Source organism: Serinicoccus kebangsaanensis (genome assembly GCF_008919445.1).
Taxonomy (GTDB): Bacteria; Actinomycetota; Actinomycetes; order Actinomycetales; family Dermatophilaceae; genus Ornithinicoccus; species Ornithinicoccus kebangsaanensis.
This window is the reverse complement of sequence record NZ_VSLG01000020.1, coordinates 1-15,337: the sequence shown is the minus strand read 5'-3', so window position 1 is coordinate 15,337 and position 15,337 is coordinate 1. Positions and strand designations below refer to the sequence as shown.

16 protein-coding genes are annotated in these 15,337 nt (G+C 72.1%); 9 read left to right on the top strand and 7 right to left on the bottom strand.

Translation table 11 applies throughout. The features are described from left to right. The first annotated feature begins 22 nt into the window (after positions 1 to 22). Entirely contained in the window at positions 23 to 424 is a 402-nt protein-coding gene (gene sodN, locus FXF60_RS15575) for a superoxide dismutase, Ni (RefSeq protein ID WP_151526896.1), read from the top strand. 53 nt (positions 425 to 477) lie between these two features. Here the strand turns inward: sodN and FXF60_RS15570 are convergent, their stop codons facing one another. After that, positions 478 to 1,704: an HD domain-containing protein gene (locus tag FXF60_RS15570; protein ID WP_151526895.1), complete on the bottom strand. Its 1,227-nt coding sequence runs from the start codon at positions 1,702 to 1,704 to the stop codon at positions 478 to 480. Positions 1,705 to 1,723: 19 nt separating this feature from the next. Further along, a complete protein-coding gene (locus tag FXF60_RS15565; RefSeq protein ID WP_151526894.1) occupies positions 1,724 to 3,085 on the bottom strand; it encodes an HD-GYP domain-containing protein in 1,362 nt (453 codons plus the stop codon). Positions 3,086 to 3,462: 377 nt separating this feature from the next. Between FXF60_RS15565 and FXF60_RS17025 the strand changes: the two genes are divergently transcribed. Beyond that, positions 3,463 to 3,537 carry a 50S ribosomal protein bL37 gene (locus tag FXF60_RS17025; protein ID WP_373288732.1) on the top strand — a complete coding sequence of 25 codons (75 nt, stop codon included), beginning with the start codon at positions 3,463 to 3,465 and terminating at the stop codon, positions 3,535 to 3,537. Positions 3,538 to 3,605: 68 nt separating this feature from the next. Here the strand turns inward: FXF60_RS17025 and rsrA are convergent, their stop codons facing one another. Then, positions 3,606 to 3,884, bottom strand: coding sequence for a mycothiol system anti-sigma-R factor (rsrA, locus tag FXF60_RS15560; RefSeq protein WP_151526893.1), 279 nt, complete (start codon positions 3,882 to 3,884; stop codon positions 3,606 to 3,608). Beyond that, positions 3,884 to 4,543, bottom strand: a complete 660-nt coding sequence (locus FXF60_RS15555; RefSeq protein ID WP_151526925.1) for a sigma-70 family RNA polymerase sigma factor — start codon at positions 4,541 to 4,543, stop codon at positions 3,884 to 3,886. Before FXF60_RS15555 ends, rsrA begins: the two co-directional genes overlap by 1 nt. 186 nt (positions 4,544 to 4,729) lie before the next feature. On the opposite strand from FXF60_RS15555, the gene FXF60_RS15550 reads away from it, so the two are divergent. From FXF60_RS15550 to FXF60_RS15525, 6 genes are read left to right on the top strand one after another with little or no spacing between them, the layout of a single operon-like run. Further along, positions 4,730 to 5,974 carry a pyridoxal phosphate-dependent aminotransferase gene (locus FXF60_RS15550; RefSeq protein WP_151526892.1) on the top strand — a complete coding sequence of 415 codons (1,245 nt, stop codon included), beginning with the start codon at positions 4,730 to 4,732 and terminating at the stop codon, positions 5,972 to 5,974. A 16-nt stretch (positions 5,975 to 5,990) separates the two neighbouring features. Beyond that, positions 5,991 to 6,821, top strand: coding sequence for an SOS response-associated peptidase (locus FXF60_RS15545; RefSeq protein ID WP_151526891.1), 831 nt, complete (start codon positions 5,991 to 5,993; stop codon positions 6,819 to 6,821). Then, on the top strand, positions 6,818 to 7,585 hold the full coding sequence (locus tag FXF60_RS15540; protein WP_192796778.1) for an alpha/beta hydrolase family protein: 768 nt from the start codon (positions 6,818 to 6,820) through the stop codon (positions 7,583 to 7,585). The genes FXF60_RS15545 and FXF60_RS15540 overlap by 4 nt, the downstream gene beginning before the upstream one ends. Beyond that, positions 7,582 to 8,922: a 3-phosphoshikimate 1-carboxyvinyltransferase gene (aroA, locus tag FXF60_RS15535; protein ID WP_151526890.1), complete on the top strand. Its 1,341-nt coding sequence runs from the start codon at positions 7,582 to 7,584 to the stop codon at positions 8,920 to 8,922. Before FXF60_RS15540 ends, aroA begins: the two co-directional genes overlap by 4 nt. Before the next feature lie 7 nt (positions 8,923 to 8,929). Next, positions 8,930 to 9,961, top strand: a complete 1,032-nt coding sequence (gene rsgA / locus FXF60_RS15530; RefSeq protein WP_192796777.1) for a ribosome small subunit-dependent GTPase A — start codon at positions 8,930 to 8,932, stop codon at positions 9,959 to 9,961. Positions 9,962 to 9,988: 27 nt separating this feature from the next. After that, complete coding sequence (locus FXF60_RS15525; RefSeq protein ID WP_151526889.1) at positions 9,989 to 10,810, top strand: inositol monophosphatase family protein; 822 nt, start codon at positions 9,989 to 9,991, stop codon at positions 10,808 to 10,810. On the opposite strand, the gene FXF60_RS15520 is transcribed toward FXF60_RS15525, so the two are convergent. Both FXF60_RS15520 and FXF60_RS15515 read right to left on the bottom strand, forming a co-directional pair. Continuing rightward, positions 10,801 to 12,183, bottom strand: coding sequence for a M16 family metallopeptidase (locus FXF60_RS15520; RefSeq protein ID WP_151526888.1), 1,383 nt, complete (start codon positions 12,181 to 12,183; stop codon positions 10,801 to 10,803). The genes FXF60_RS15525 and FXF60_RS15520 overlap by 10 nt on opposite strands. Further along, positions 12,183 to 13,457: a M16 family metallopeptidase gene (locus FXF60_RS15515; protein ID WP_151526887.1), complete on the bottom strand. Its 1,275-nt coding sequence runs from the start codon at positions 13,455 to 13,457 to the stop codon at positions 12,183 to 12,185. The genes FXF60_RS15520 and FXF60_RS15515 overlap by 1 nt, the downstream gene beginning before the upstream one ends. Before the next feature lie 612 nt (positions 13,458 to 14,069). On the opposite strand from FXF60_RS15515, the gene FXF60_RS15510 reads away from it, so the two are divergent. Then, on the top strand, positions 14,070 to 14,306 hold the full coding sequence (locus tag FXF60_RS15510) for a hypothetical protein (protein ID WP_151526886.1): 237 nt from the start codon (positions 14,070 to 14,072) through the stop codon (positions 14,304 to 14,306). Between the two features lie 796 nt (positions 14,307 to 15,102). On the opposite strand, the gene FXF60_RS16995 is transcribed toward FXF60_RS15510, so the two are convergent. After that, positions 15,103 to 15,297 (bottom strand): GNAT family N-acetyltransferase, encoded by a 195-nt coding sequence (locus FXF60_RS16995; RefSeq protein WP_367889971.1) that lies wholly within the window; start codon positions 15,295 to 15,297, stop codon positions 15,103 to 15,105. Positions 15,298 to 15,337: the final 40 nt, after the last annotated feature.

Here is a 15,337-nt window from a genome sequence, read left to right as displayed (position 1 = left end):
CGACTACGCACAAGGATGGCTGATGTTCACCAGGCTCTTCGCCCCCACGATCGAGGTCAGCGCGCACTGCGACCTGCCCTGCGGTGTCTACGACCCCGCCCAGGCCCGCATCGAGGCCGAATCGGTCAAGAAGATCTGCGAGAAGGTCGCAGACAACGATGACGCGGACTTCCGCATGCGCGCGATGATCATCAAGGAACAGCGCTCGGAGCTGGTCAAGCACCACCTCTGGGTGCTGTGGACCGACTACTTCAAGCCGCCGCACTTCGAGAAGTACCCCGAGCTGCACGTGCTCGTCAACGAGGCCACCAAGCTGGCCGGCGCGTCCGGCACCAAGGGCAGCTTCGACGTCGCGACGGCTGACGAGCTGCTCGCCAAGATCGACCGCATCGCCGAGATCTTCGCCGAGACCAAGCAGGGCTGATCCCCCGACACGACAGCGCCCGGCGGCCCATGCCGCCGGGCGCTGTCGTGTCCTCAGGTGCGCAGCGCGGACGCCTGGCTGGCCGAGAGCACGTCCCTGCGCTCGAGCTGCCGGATCAGGGCGTCGACCACGGCCGCGTCGTAGTCGTGCGGCGTGCTGCGCAGGATGCGCTCCAGGGCCTGGACGGGTCCCGCGGCACCGGCCAACCGGGTGGTCCGCCCGGTGAGGTCGTCGTAGGCGGAGGCCACGCGCACCACGCGGGAGATGACGGACACGTCACCCCGCTCGGTCGCCCGGTGCTGCGCGAGACCGACGTCGGCCACGTGCGTGGCCAGCCGGGAGAGCTCGGCCGTCCGCGCCAGGATCGAGGAGCCGGTGAAGGCGATGGCTCGCTGGTCCCGCGCCGAGACCTCCACGGTGGCCCCGTCCGGCACCGGCCGCGGGAGGCCGACCTGGCCGATGTCGTGCAGCAGCGCGGCCGCCTCCACGTCCGGCAGGTCGGCGGCGTCCACCCCCAGGTCCCGGGCGATCGGCACGGCCAGCGCCGCGACCCGTGACCCGTGCCCCGGCGCGGCGAAGCCGGCCTCCTCGGGGAGCCGTGCCAGGGCGAAGATCGTCTGGCGCTGGGCCAGCCGGATGCGTCGTTGCCGCGCCACCGCGGGCTGCAGCACGAGCAGCGGGACCAGGAACAGGACGAGGCTGGCCGGACCGAGCTCGGTCAGGGCAAGGGACATCACCACGGCGGTGGAGGCACCGGCGAGGGAGACGAGGGCCTGCGGACCCAGCTCGCCGACGACGCTCGCCCACGGGGTGTCCCGCCCGCTCACCGCGGCGTGCACCGCGCGCCCGATGAGAGGTGCGCCGACGGCCACGACACCCACCACGAGCAGCACGAGGGCGAACAGCACCGTGCCGCCCCCCGGGTGCCAGATCCGCTCCAGCAGCGTCATCCCGGTGGGGCCGGGGATCCGCACCAGCAGGCCGGCCACGATCACCGACGTCCCGAGTCGCAGGAGGTCCTGGGGCGCGTCGCCGAGCCTGCGCTGCCACGCCGCCACCCCGAGGACGGCGGCCGCCGCCAGGAGCAACGGTCCGAGCAGGCCCACGACGTCGCCGAGACCTCGGGCCGTCACCGGCCACGCCGTCGACATCACCAGCGCCATGGCGGCCGCCTGGGTCAGCGGCGCGTCGCGCACGGGAGCCGTGGACCTCTGCCTCCAGGCCTCGCTGATCACCATCGCCAGCAGCCCGACCAGGGCGACGCTCCAGGTCAGTGCCATGAGGCCCTCACTGTGCGCCTCACGACTGACCCACCGTCTCGGGCTGCCAGTCGGCGAACGAGTCGCTGACGCCGGGATGGTCGTGGTCCTGCAGCCGGGCCGTGCGCCCTGACACCGTCGCCGGGAGTGGCCGGCGGCCCAGTGCACCCTGCCGGGCCAGCGCCGCCTCGAACGCCTCGACGACGCGTGGGTCGAGATGGGTGCCCGCCCGCCGGCGCAGCTCGGCTGCCGCCGCACCCGGCTCCGCCGAGACAATCTCCTGGTCGCCGAGGAGGGCGTCGAAGGCGTCCGCGACCGCGATGATCCGTGCCGCGAGGGGGATCTGCTCGCCGGCCAGGCCGGCCGGGTAGCCGCGACCGTCCCATCGCTCGTGGTGGTGGGCGATCGCCGGCAGGGAGCCCTCGAGGAAGTCCAGCCCGGCCAGCACGCTGACGCCCGCCGGCGGGTGGGCGCTGAGCGCGCTCAGGTAGGCGATCTCGTCCTGGGGGTCGCTCGGGAACTCGGGGCGCACCACGATCAGGCCGATGTCGTGCAGCAGCGCGGCGTACCGCAGGTCCTCCGCGGCCTCGCCCCCGAGGCCGAGCTGTGCGCCGATGGCCTCGGCGACGTCGGCGACCCGCGCGCTGTGACCGACCGAGGCCGGGTCCGCCTGCTCCAGTGCGGCGACGAACGTCGTGACCGTCTCCTGGTGCTCCCGCCGGGCCAGGGCGTCCCGGCCGATGGTCCAGTGCACGATGAGCAACGGACCCAGCACGAACAGCGCCGAGGTCGCACCCAGACCCACCGGCCCCCAGAGCACGACGAAGAGGAAGGCGGTCACGGCGTGCGAGAGGTATCCCCAGCCCAGGCTGCTCAGCACCGCACGCGCCACGCTGAGCACGCGCGTGCCCCGGACGACGAAGGACATGACGCCGATGCAGAACGAGTTCACGAGCGCCATGACCACATACGCCACCGCGAGCGGTGCGCCGACATGTAGCAGGAGCTCGAGGGCGGAGAAGCTGGCTCCTTGGACGAAGCTTCCCCCGACGAGGCTGTAGCAGACGCCACCCACCGCTCCCATGGCGGCCGTCATGGCGACGTTGAAGAGTCTGGTCCTCAGGGTTCGCGCCCCGGGGTCCGCGAGATAGGCGCACCCCCCGACGAGAGCCGCCCCGAAGGCACCCGCCAGCGGGATGGTGGCCGCGAGCACCACCGTCGCCACGGACACCCCCCAGTGCGGTCCCAGCCCGCGTTCCCGGATCACCACCCCCAGGGTGGCCAGCACGACGAGGATGACCAGGCTCCCGGTGCCGACCGTCTGGTCCGTGCCGATGCCTAGCTGGGCCCACCCCACGACCACCACGGCCACCACGGCCAGGGTGAGGACGAGAAGCCACACGCGCATGCGAGAGGGGCGCGGATCACTGCGATCCGCGCCCCTCTTCCTCGACGTGCTAGTCGTCAGTCCTCCCAGGACACGACGTCGATGAAGCCGAAGAACGCCTCGAAGGCGCCGGAGCTGAAGATGTCGACGATGAGGTGCAGCATAGTGGTGTCCTTCCGTAGGGATGCTCCACACGGGGAGGAGCAGGTGCCGGTGAGACCAACCGGCTTCCCTCTAGGGTGCCACACAGCGCCCGTGAGAGCGCGCTCTCATGGCAAAACCGTGCGTATTCTTGAACAAGTCTTTACCCTCAGTGTGACTTGAGTCACAGGTCAGTTGGTGCGCCCTGGCTGTGGGACACTGGAGCGAGAAACCCCACCTCAGGAGGACCGATGAGCAAGCGTGCACGCAAGCGTCGCGACCGCAAGAAGAAGGCGGCCAACCACGGCCGCAAGCCGAACGCCTGAACCGCACACGCACGAGGGCCGACCAGACATCCTGGTCGGCCCTCGTGCGTGTGCGGTGCGGCTCGGTGTCAGCCCTCGCGCCGCCGCACGACCGTCACGCTGGTGCTGGTGATGCGGGTGAGGATCTGGGCGCGCAGGCCCTCCGGCGCAGCCTGCCGGACGCAGGCGCGCCGGACCAGCGCCTTGAGCAGCAGCTCCCGGTCATACTCCGCGAGGCAGGAACCGCACTCGTCCAGGTGCTCCCGGATGCGCTCGCGGTCCACCGGGCCGGTCTCGTTGTCCACGAACTCGAAGAGCCGCAGCAGCACGCCGGCACAGTCGGCCTTCTCGGGCAGGTCCTCTGCCATCACGACCCCTCCTCGGCCCGGACGATGCCGCGGTCGACGGCGTAGTCGGTGAGCAGGTCTCGCAGCTGCTTGCGTCCCCGGTGCAACCGGGACATGACGGTGCCGATCGGGGTGTCCATGATCTCGGCGATCTCCTTGTAGGAGAAGCCCTCGACGTCCGCGAGGTAGACAGCCATCCGGAAGTCCTCCCCGATGCTGGCCAGCGCCCTCGTCACGTCGCTGTCCGGCAGGTGGTCCAGCGCCTCGGCCTCGGCCGAGCGCAGCCCCCGGGAGGTGTGCGACGCGGCCCGTGCCAGCTGGTAGTCCTCGACCTCTGCCGCGTCGGACTCCAGCGGCTGCCGCTGCTTCTTGCGATAGCTGTTGATGTAGGAGTTGGTGAGGATGCGGTACATCCAGGCCCGCAGGTTGGTGCCGGGACGGTACTGGTGGAAGGCCGCGAACGCCTTGGCGTAGGTCTCCTGCACCAGGTCCTCGGCGTCGGTCGGGTTGCGGGTCGTGCGCAGCGCGGCGCTGTACATCTGGTCCAGCAACGGCATCGCCTCGCGCTCGAACCGTGCGGCCCGGTCGGCGGGGCTCTCGGTCGCGACATCGACCGTCGCGTCAGCCTCGGCCACCGCCTCGGCGTCGATGTCGTCGACCCTCGGCTGATCAGTAGTCATCGTCGCCCAGCCTAGCCCGTGCGTCCCGCTGAGGGCGAAGGCGCCGGCGGGCTCGCCGCGTGCGGCAGTGGTGGTGAGCAAGGGGTGCCTCCTGCAGGGGACGGTCGGACTCAGGCGACAACGCGGTCCATGGCCCACGGCATTCCCGGATGACCGCCTCCGACCCCGCAGTGGGAGCATGGTGCCGTGACCACCAGCCCCCGCACCGCGCGGCTCCGCCCGCTGACCCAGCCGGCCAAGCTGCAGAACGTCCTCTACGAGATCCGCGGCCCGGTGGCGGCCCGTGCCGCCGCACTGGAGGCGGAGGGGCACCGGATCCTCAAGCTGAACATCGGCAACCCGGCCCCGTTCGGCTTCGAGGCTCCCGACATCATCCTGCAGGACATGATCGCGGCGCTGCCCACGGCGCAGGGGTACTCGGAGTCCAAGGGCATCCTCTCGGCCCGTCGTGCCGTGGTCTCCCGCTACCAGGAGGAGGACGGCTTCCCGGACCTGGACGTGGACCGGGTCTACCTCGGCAACGGCGTCTCCGAGCTCATCATGCTGGTCCTCCAGGCCCTGCTGGAGCCGGGTGACGAGGTGTTGGTTCCGGCCCCCGACTACCCGCTGTGGACCGCTGCCACCAGCCTCGCCGGGGGCACGCCGCACCACTACCTGTGCGACGAGCAGGACGGCTGGAACCCGCAGGTGGAGGACATCCGGGCCAAGATCACGCCACGCACCAAGGCGCTGGTCATCATCAACCCCAACAACCCGACCGGGGCCGTCTACTCGCGTGAGGTGCTGGAGCAGATCGTCGAGCTGGCCCGGGAGCACTCGCTGCTGCTGCTCTCCGACGAGATCTACGACCGCATCGTCTACGACGACGCCGCCCACGTCGCGGTGGCCTCCCTGGCGCCGGACCTGCTGTGCCTCACCTTCAACGGCCTGTCCAAGACCTACCGCGTCGCGGGCTACCGGGCAGGGTGGGTCGCGATCACCGGGCCGACGTCCCACGCCAAGGGCTTCCTCGAAGGCATCGAGCTGCTCGCCTCCACCCGCCTGTGCCCCAACGTCCCCGCGCAGCACGCCATCCAGGTGGCCGTGTCCGGGCACCAGAGCATCGAGGAGCTGATCCGGCCCGGGGGGCGCCTCGCCGAGCAGCGCGACATCGCCACCACCATGCTCAACGCGATGGACGGCGTGAGCTGCGTGGAACCTCGCGGCGCCCTCTACGTCTTCCCGAGGCTGGACCCCGAGGTGCACGAGATCCACGACGACGAGCAGCTGTGCCTGGACCTGCTCGAGCGCGAGAAGATCCTGGTGGTGCACGGGACCGGATTCAACTGGCCGACTCCCGACCACCTCAGGGTCGTGACGCTGCCGTGGGGTGCGGACCTGCGGTCCGCCCTGGAACGCATGGGAAACTTCCTCTCCAGCTACCGACAGTGAGAGGCGGGCCGGACTGATGTGTGGCAGGTATGCCGCCAGCGCGCACCCGGACGAGCTCGTCGAGGCCTACGACATCGATCTCGACGCCACCGACCAGGTGTCCCGGAGCGTGCTGAAGAACCCGCAGCAGCCCCCGCCCGGGGAGCCCGACTACAACGTGGCACCCAGCAAGCAGGCACCCGTGGTGCTCACCCGCACACCGCGCGAGCATGCCGAGCCGGCGCGCCAGCTCCGCCTCCTCACCTGGGGCCTCGTGCCCTCGTGGGCGAAGGACCCCGCCATCGGCGCACGCATGATCAACGCCCGGCAGGAGACGCTGCTGGACAAGCCCGCCTACTCCCGCCCGGCGCTCGCCCGCAGGTGTCTCGTGCCTATCAGCGGGTGGTACGAGTGGCAGGTCAGCCCGGTGGCCACCGACGCGAAGGGCAAGCCGCGCAAGCAGCCGTTCTACGTCAGCCGTGGCGACGAGGTGCCGTTGGCCCTGGCGGGTGTGTACGAGTTCTGGCGCGATCCCTCCGCCGCCGAGGACGACCCGCTCGGGTGGATCGTGTCGTACGCCGTCGTGACGACGAGCGCCGAGCCCGGCCTGGACCGCATCCACGACCGCCAGCCGTTGGCGCTCGAGCCGGAGCAGTGGGAGGACTGGTTGGACCCGGAGGTCACCGCGCCCGAGGACGTCCGCTCGATCATCGACGCCGCCCACCTGCCGGGGCGGTTCCAGGCCTGGGCCGTGGGCAGGTCGGTCGGCAGCTCCCGGAGCACCGGCCCCCAGCTCGTGGAGCCGGCGCCGGCAGAGGACCTGGTCGGGGTCGTCGACCCCGTGACCGGCGAGGTGGTCGGCGGGTGAACCTGGTCGTGCCGGTGCTCGACCTCGCCCGCCAGGACGTCCCCACGACCAGGGGTCCGGCCCAGGTGCGGCTGGTGCCTCCGCGCGGGACCCCTCGCGGGACCCTGCTGCTGGGCCACGGCGCCGGCGGCTCCCGCGACGCCGCGGACGTGCGGGCCCTGACCACGCTGAGCCAGGAGGGGTGGGCCGTGCTCCTGGTGGACCAGCCGTGGCGGGTGGCCGGCCGCAGGGTCGCGACGCCACCACCGACCCTCGACGACGCCTGGATCCAGGTGGTCGAGCGGCTCAGCACGCGCGACGAGGCGCCCGACGGGTCCCCGCTGCCCCGACCCTGGGTCTACGGAGGGCGCAGCGCGGGCGCGCGGGTCGCCTGTCGCACCAGCGTCGGCTCGGACGGCGTGGCCGTCGCCGGTGTCGCCGGGGTGCTGTGCCTCGCCTTCCCGCTGCATCCGCCGGGTCGCCCCGAGCGCAGCCGCGCCGCAGAGCTCGCCCGCCCGCCCGGAGCCGGCCTGCCCACGCTGGTCGTCAACGGTGCCCGGGATCCGATGGGCACCCCGGAGGAGATCGCGAAGGCGGTGGACGGGATGGAGATGCTGCAGCTCCGTTCCGTCCCGGGCACCCACTCCCCCACCCGCGACCTCGCCGCCGTGATCGGGTATGCCGGCGAGTTCCTCGACGGGCTGGCCACAGGAGCCGCAGGCGATAGCGTGGAGGCCGACCTCTCGCCCGAGGACCGTCCGACCCCGAGGAGCACGCACCGATGAGCACTGGGCCGCCGAGCTGGTGGGCCGCACCCGCCGCGCCGGGCCCGGTCGACGCCACGGTCCGGATCCCGGGCAGCAAGTCCCTGACCAACCGCTGGCTGGTGCTGGCCCTCCTCGCCGACGGACCCGGCTCACTGACCCAACCGCTGCGTTCCCGGGACAGCGAGCGGATGGTCGCCGCCCTGCGCGCCCTCGGCGCGGAGGTCGACGACACCGATGCGGCCCGATGGCTGATCCGGCCACCGACCGGGGGACTGCGCGGCGGCACGGACATCGACTGCGGTCAGGCCGGCACCGTCATGCGGTTCGTGCCTCCGGTGGCCGCGCTCGCCGACGGGCCGGTCCGGTTCGACGGGCACCCGAGCGCTCGGACCCGGCCGGTCGGCCCGGTCCTGGACGGCATGCGCGCCCTCGGGGCGAGGGTGGAGGAGGAGGGCGCGGGCACCCTGCCCTTCGTCGTGGACGGTGGCGTCCGCGGCGCCGCCGGGCCGGACGTCGGCTCCGTGCCGGAGGTGCGCATCGACGCCTCCGCGAGCTCCCAGTTCGTCTCCGCGCTGCTGCTCGCGGGCGCGGCATACCCCCGCGGCATGCTGCTGCAGCACGTGGGCGAGGTCCTGCCCAGCGTGCCGCACATCGAGATGACCCTCGACGTGCTGCGCACGGCCGGGGTGCGGGTGGACCGGCCCACGCCGTCGAGCTGGCGGGTCCATCCGGGTGCGGTCCAAGCCGTCGACGCGGTCGTCGAGCCGGACCTGTCCTCGGCGGCGCCGTTCGTGGCGCTGGCGGCGGCGACCGGGGGCCGCGTGGTGGTCCCGGGCTGGCCCGAGCGGACCACCCAGCCCGGGATGAGGATGCGTGAGATCCTCGCGGCCATGGGGGCACGGACCGAGCTGACCGAGCGTGGCCTCGAGGCCCACGGCCGGGCGGACGGGAGCCTGGACGGCGTGGATCTCGACCTGTCGGAGGTCGGCGAGCTCACGCCCGTCGTCGCGGCCCTGTGCGCCCTGGCCACCTCGCCCAGCCGGCTCAGCGGCATCGGCCACCTGCGCGGCCACGAGACCGACCGCCTGGCGGCGCTGCGCACCGAGCTCGAGCGGCTCGGTGCTGGGGCACGGGAACGCCCGGACGGGCTGGAGGTCCACCCTGGCCCGTTGCACGGCGCGCGCTGCCGGACCTACCACGACCACCGCATGGCGATGTTCGCCGCCGTCGTCGGATCGAGGGTCGACGGCGTCGAGGTCGAGGACGTGGCGACGGCGGACAAGACCTTCCCGGGCTTCGACGCCGCCTGGGAGAGGGCGGTCGCCACCGCCGTGCCCTCGCCGGTGGTGCGGTGACCACCCCGTGAGCGGTCGGTACGACCACCTCGACGAGTCGGACGTGCGCGTCCGGCCCTCGCGCAAGGGGTCGCGGCCCCGCACCAAGGACCGGCCCTCCCACGAGGACGCCGTCGTGGGCATGGTGACGACCGTCGATCGTGGTCGCTACACCACCCGGCTCGCGGACCGGACCGTCGTCGCCATGCGGGCCCGCGAGCTCGGCCGGAGCCGCATCGTGGTCGGTGACCGGGTCGCGATGGTCGGCGACACCTCGGGCCGGCCGGACACCCTGGCCCGGATCGTCCGCGTCGAGGAGCGCCGCACCGTGCTGCGCCGCAGCGCCGACGACACCGACACCGTCGAGCGGGTCATCGTCGCCAACGCCGACCAGCTCGTCATCGTGACCGCCCTCGCGGACCCCGCGCCCCGTGAGCGGATGGTCGACCGGTGCCTGGTCGCCGCCTACGACGCCGGGCTCGACCCCCTCCTGGTCCTCACCAAGGCCGACCTGGCCTCTCCGGACGGCTTCCTCCAGCACTACACCGCGCTCGACGTGCCCTCGGTGGTCACCGGGAGCGCCGGCGACGGCGGAGCGGGCCGGATGCTGGACGCCGAGGCGGTGGACCTGGTGCGGTCCCTGCTGCGGGACCGCACGAGCGTGCTCGTGGGCCACTCGGGCGTCGGCAAGTCGACCCTGGTCAACGCCCTCGTCCCGGACGCGCTGCGGGCGACGGGCGAGGTCAACGCCGTGACCGGTCGTGGGCGGCACACCTCCACCTCGGCGATCGCCCTGGAGCTGGCCGAGGGCGGGTGGGTGGTGGACACACCCGGTGTCCGGTCCTTCGGCCTGGGGCACGTGGACCCGGACACCTTCGTCGAGCACTTCGACGACCTGGCCGGTGGCACCGTGTCGTGCCCGCGCGGCTGCAGCCACGACGAGCCGGACTGCGCCCTCGACGACTGGGTCGGGGCCGGACGGGCGGGACCGGCCGGCGCAGCCCGGCTGGAGTCGCTCCGGCGGCTGCTGCGCAGCCGGAGCAGCGATGAGCACGGATGAGGGCTGACCAGCGGTTACGGTGAGCAGGTGGCTGGCTACGACGACGACCTGAGACTCGCCCACGTCCTCGCGGACGCGGTGGAGCGCACCTCGCTCGACCTCTTCGGTTCCCTCGAGGCCGAGGTCCAGGTGGGGGACGACGGGTTGCTGACCACGCCCGCGGCGACCCGCCTGGAGGAGCTGCTCCGGCACCAGCTGCACCGCACCCGCCCGCGCGACCGGGTCGAGGGGCGCACCATGGACGCGACCGGTCACGGTGCCCGGCGGTGGGTGATCGACCCGATCGACGGGACCGCGAACTACGTCCGCGGGGTGCCCGTGTGGGCGACCCTGATCAGCCTGGTCGTCGAGGACGTGCCGGTGCTCGGGCTGGTGGCCGCCCCGATGCTGGCCCGTCGGTGGTGGGCCGGCGTCGGGTCGGGCGCCTGGACCGGGCGCACCCTGGCCCGGGCACGGCGGATCGCGGTCTCCCCGACGAGTGTGCTGGCGCACGCCTCGTTGTCCGCCGACGACGTGGCCGGCTGGATGCACGGACCCCACGGGCCGGGTTTCAGCGCGCTGACCGACCGGGTGTGGCGGACCCGCGCCTACGGTGAGTTCTGGAGCCACGCCCTGGTCGCCGAGGGAGCGCTCGACGTCAGCCTGTCGGCGTGGGCGGACCCGCTGCAGCTGGCGACGCTGGCCCCGCTGCTGCGGGAGGCCGGCGGCACGGTGACCGATCCCTCCGGCGAGCCGGCAGCCCAGCCGCTCACGGCCCAGAGCCCCGGCCAGGCGGTCATCTCCTCGAACGGGCGCTTCCACGCCGAGATCCTGTCCACCCTCGCCGGCGCCGAGGAGGCTCAGGGCTGACGCGCAGGGCCGGCCCCCTCGACCGACTCCACCGGCCCGAGGTCGGAGGCGGCCACGCCGCGGGTGGCCTCCGGGTCGCCGACCACCACCACGGTCCACCCCGGTCCGTCCCGCACCTCGTCCCACGCCCCGGCGGCCTGCTCCACGGTGAGGCCACGCAGCTCCTGCAGGGTGCGGGTGACCACGGACGGCTGCAGGCCGTCGTCGAGGAGGGACACGAGCTCGTCGGCGACGGTGTCGGCGGTGAGGTACCGTCCGGGGGCCGTCATGGCGACGAAGTCGGCGGCCTCGCGCACCTCTCGTGCGGTCAGGTCCTCGCCCGGCACCGCCAGGATCCGGAGGGTCTCCTGCAGGGCGGGCAGCGTGGCATCGGCCCGCACGGCGCCGCCGACCATGCACTGACCGCCCCTGCGGCGCGGGCGGAAGCCCAGCCGCATGCCGTAGGTGTAGCCCCGCTCCTCGCGCAGCACCCGGTCCAACCGGGCGTGCGGTGCACCGCCGAAGAGCATCGCGAGAGCCTGGTAGGTGCCCCACCCGTGAGGTGTGCGCCGATCCGGGCCGGGACGACCCAGCAGCAGCTCGGTCTGCTCCGCGCCGGGTCGGGGGACGACCACCAGGCGGGCGGCGTCCGGGGCCCGCCGCGAGGGGGACGGCTCCTGCGCCGTCGGCGAGCTGCGCGGCCGCCAGCTCCCGAGCGTGCGCACCAGCAGCCCCTCGGGGTCCACGACGCCGGACAGGTCACCCGCCAGCACGAGGACCCCGTCCTGCGGGGACAGGCTGGCGTGGCGGGCACGCAGCACGTCCGGGGTGAGCTCACGGACGGTGGCTGCGACCCCGCCCAGGGGGAGGTGGGACCGGCCGTCCGGGTCGAAGTAGGCCTGCCGGAACTCGTGCTGCGCCAGCCCGGTCGGGTCGGCGAGCTCGTGCGTGATGTCGGTGAGCCGGTGCCGGACCAGCCGGGCCACCTCCCGCTCGGGGAACGCCGGCTCGGTCAGGCACTCGAGCAGCAGGTCGAGCGCGGGCGACAGGTGCCGCCCGGTCACCTCCACACCGAGGTGGATGCCCCGCTCCCCCGCCCCGGCGCCCAGCGCGATGCCGTGCCGCTCGACGAGCTCCGCCAGCTCGGTGGCGTCGCGGGATGCGGTGCCCTCGTCGAGGCAGCGCGCCATCATCAGGGTCGACCCCTCGGTGCCGCGCTCCTCCTGCGAGGGCGGAGCCGCCAGGGCCAGCCGGAGTGACAGCACGTGCTGGCCGGGCAGGTCGACCAGCAGCAGACGCAGCCCGTTGGGCAGCGTGCGGGTCGACGCCTCCGGGAACTCCCAGGGCAGGGGCGGCCCGACCTCGGGGCGCCGGCGGACGCGTCGGCCGCTCATCACCCCTCCTCCCAGCGGTAGACGAGGGTCGCCATCGCCTCGGGCACGAGGTAGCGGCCGGCCGCGCCCCGCACCTGGTCGCCGGTGACGGCGAGGACGCGGTCGAGATGGTCGTTGACCTGGCCGGCGTCGCCGAAGAGCAGAGCGGCCCGGCTGAGCAGCTCGGCCCGCTCGTCGTACCCGGCCAGCGCCTCCAGCCACGACCTCTCGCTGTCCGCCCGGGACGCCTCGAGCTCCACCTCGCGCGGGCCGGTGACGGCGAAGTCGCGGAGCAGCTCCGCCAGCTGCTGCTCGACCTCCGCCGGGTCGGTGCCCTCGGTCACGTCCACGACGATGAGCCCGATCGAGGTGCCGTCCCGCAGGCCGAGGGCCGTGGCGGAGGCGCCGCTGGCGACCTCCGAGCCGCGGACCAGTGACTCGTGCACCCGGGAGATGCTCAGCGTGGCCAGCGCATCGAGGGCGAGGGCGCAGGCCAGGAACTCCTCGTCGGTGACGGCGGGCAGCCGGGCGGCCAGGTAGATCCGCTCGGAGGGCACCCCCTCGTCGGTCACCACCGTCCGGGCCGGGGTCTGCAGCGGGGGCAGCGCGGCGGTGGTCGGCGGACGGGCGGTGGTGGCGTCCTCGAGGTGCCCGAAGTAGCGCTCGGCGAGACCGAACCCCTCGTCCGCGGTGAGGTCTCCGACCAGGGTCAGGATGCTGGTCCGCGGCCCGTAGTGCGCCCGGTAGAAGGCGTGGGCGTCCTCCAAGCCGGCCGCCGCCAGGTCCGCCATGGAGCCGATCGTGGGGTGCGCATAGGGATGGCCGGCGGGGAAGAGCAGCTCGCCGAGCAGGAGCAGGGCGGTGCCGTAGGGGACGGTGTCGTAGCGCTGCCGCTTCTCCTCCACGACCACGTCCCGCTGGTTGTCCAGGTTCTCCTGCGTCAGCGCCGGCAGGAGGTGGCCCTGACGGTCCGCCTCCAGCCACAGCGCCAGGTCGAGGCAGTTCCGCGGCACCGACTGCACGTAGGCGGTCCGGTCGAAGCTCGTGGTCGCGTTCGCCCGGCCTCCGTGGGCCATGAGCGAGGCCATGTGCTCACCCTCCGCGACCAGCTCGCTGCCCTGGAACATGAGGTGCTCGAACAGGTGCGCCAGCCCGGTCCGCCCTGCCTGCTCGTGACGCGAGCCCACGTCCACCCACAGGCTCATGCTGACGCTCGGGACGGCGTGGTCCTCGCTCACGACGACACGCAGACCGTTGGGCAGCGTGCGGGCGGCGACGGGAAGGTCCAGGGGCATAGAGCCGCCACCTTATGCGGTGGATCGGGCGCCAGGTGCGTCCGGGCACTAGGGCGTGTCTCCCAATTCCATGCGACGTCTCGCTCACGACGCGCGCTTCGCGGCAGAGTCGGATGGGTATGGCCGTCCTCCAGGCGGCCGATCCGACGCGTCGGCAAGGTGACGGGCGGTACGGTGCGATGGGGTTCGAGCACAGAGGGCTCGTGCGTAGACCGTTGAGAGGATGGTGGAGGGCAATGGATGGGATCCAGCAGGGTGACAGAGTGCGATGGAAAGAGGCTGCCGGGGGTGAAGTCGGCATCGTGTACGTAGTCAGAGATCACAATGGGGACGCTCACGTTAGGTTCCCGAACGATGGCATGAACATCATCCCAACATCCGAACTGATTCCCGTCGCCGAAGACGAGGGTGACGAATAGAGCGTAGTTTCCGGACGGCGCACTCGGACCGTGCCCGGCGGACAGTTGCGTCGACAGGTCACATCGGACACACCGACTCCCAGAGACCGCGTCTTGAACGAACGGTGCGACGCGGCGGAGGTGGACGAGCGTGGCTGGCCTCCTGGCGGCAGTAGCGCGCACTGGATGGAGGCCAGCCGTGCCAGACTCGGGCATGCCTGACCAGCGCCTGCACGCCCTTGCCGCCGTTGACGAAGCCCTGAAGGACCCCATCCGAGTTCTGCAGACGGTGACGGCATCGGCTGACTTCGACGACGCGCTGCACGCGCTGCAGGATTCCTTCGGCTGGGATGAAGTTCAGGCGCGGCTGGTGATGCAGTTGCCCATAGGCAATACGCACAAGGATTTCAGGCATCGAGTCGCACAGGACCTGCAGCAGCACGACCACTGACCCCACGCTCCACGCGGCAAAGTAGTGCGCTCGACCAGGGCGACGTCGCGTCTGTCTCGCTAGGGTTCCGTCATGAGGCCGTCGCCGCAAGAAGTCGCGTCCCAGCTCACATCCATTCTGCGATCACCTTGGCCAGAAGGTATCGACGATGGACTTCCGTGGCTGCGCTCCAAGGGCATCGCGACTGAGACTGCAGAAGAGACACCCGCTGAGGGCAGTGGTCGATCCTGGCATATGGCCTCGATGCCCATATGGGGCACGGCTCGGGCAGGGTGGAGCACGTACCATGAGCGATTCGCGGACGTCTTTTGGTTCCTGTGGGACGACCATGGCTGGGACGACGTCCGCGACGCTGCGGCTGAGTTGGCCCAGCAGGTCGCCGACGTTCATGGAGCGCCCGAGGAGACCACCGAGGAAACGGCGGGCCACGGACCCAGCTGGTGGTGGCGTCTGAATGACCACAGCATCGAGATCTACGCCCACAACGGTGCGGTCCGGCCAGAAGGCTTCCCGGCCGGACCCTCGGTCGTGCAACTGCATGTCGACCTACGCGCAGTTGCAGACCCTCGTGAGGCTGAGGCGCGTGAATTGAACGCCCTCCCGGGCGCTGACTGATTCCAGTCAGGCGGCTCAAGGTCACAGTCGCAGCGCGGCAGGAGCGTGCGGCCACGCTCGGTGCGGCAGTACAGGATGCTTCAGGTGTCGCCGCGAGTTTTGCGGCCTGGGGTTGTCGACTCCAGCCAAGGTTGGCCTCACTTGGCGTGCGGCGCGTGGAACTCGCTGTGGTCTATGTTGGTCATGCCCAGTGAATCGGACGACCTACGTCGACGAAACCGAGCCTGCGGTAGACCCCGTAGCCCATCTTGCTGCTGCTGAGCGTGGCTGGCAGGCCCGGGGCAAGGGCTAGGGCTCGCTGGGTCAAGGCAGTGCCTAGTCCGGTTCCTCGAAACTCGGTGTCGACGGCACGTGAAAACTGACCCCGTGACGGCAGGTGAAAGTTGACCCTTGCCGAGATCCTGTCCTCGTCGACG

Bases quoted from the DNA above. Each gene is read 5' to 3' on its own strand.
- sodN (WP_151526896.1), top strand. From the start codon at position 23: ATGTTCACCAGGCTCTTCGCCCCCACGATCGAGGTCAGCGCGCACTGC.
- FXF60_RS15570 (WP_151526895.1), bottom strand. From the start codon at position 1,704: ATGGCACTGACCTGGAGCGTCGCCCTGGTCGGGCTGCTGGCGATGGTG.
- rsrA (WP_151526893.1), bottom strand. From the start codon at position 3,884: ATGGCAGAGGACCTGCCCGAGAAGGCCGACTGTGCCGGCGTGCTGCTG.
- FXF60_RS15555 (WP_151526925.1), bottom strand. From the start codon at position 4,543: ATGACTACTGATCAGCCGAGGGTCGACGACATCGACGCCGAGGCGGTG.
- FXF60_RS15545 (WP_151526891.1), top strand. From the start codon at position 5,991: ATGTGTGGCAGGTATGCCGCCAGCGCGCACCCGGACGAGCTCGTCGAG.
- aroA (WP_151526890.1), top strand. From the start codon at position 7,582: ATGAGCACTGGGCCGCCGAGCTGGTGGGCCGCACCCGCCGCGCCGGGC.
- FXF60_RS15520 (WP_151526888.1), bottom strand. From the start codon at position 12,183: ATGAGCGGCCGACGCGTCCGCCGGCGCCCCGAGGTCGGGCCGCCCCTG.
- FXF60_RS15515 (WP_151526887.1), bottom strand. From the start codon at position 13,457: ATGCCCCTGGACCTTCCCGTCGCCGCCCGCACGCTGCCCAACGGTCTG.
- FXF60_RS15510 (WP_151526886.1), top strand. From the start codon at position 14,070: ATGCCTGACCAGCGCCTGCACGCCCTTGCCGCCGTTGACGAAGCCCTG.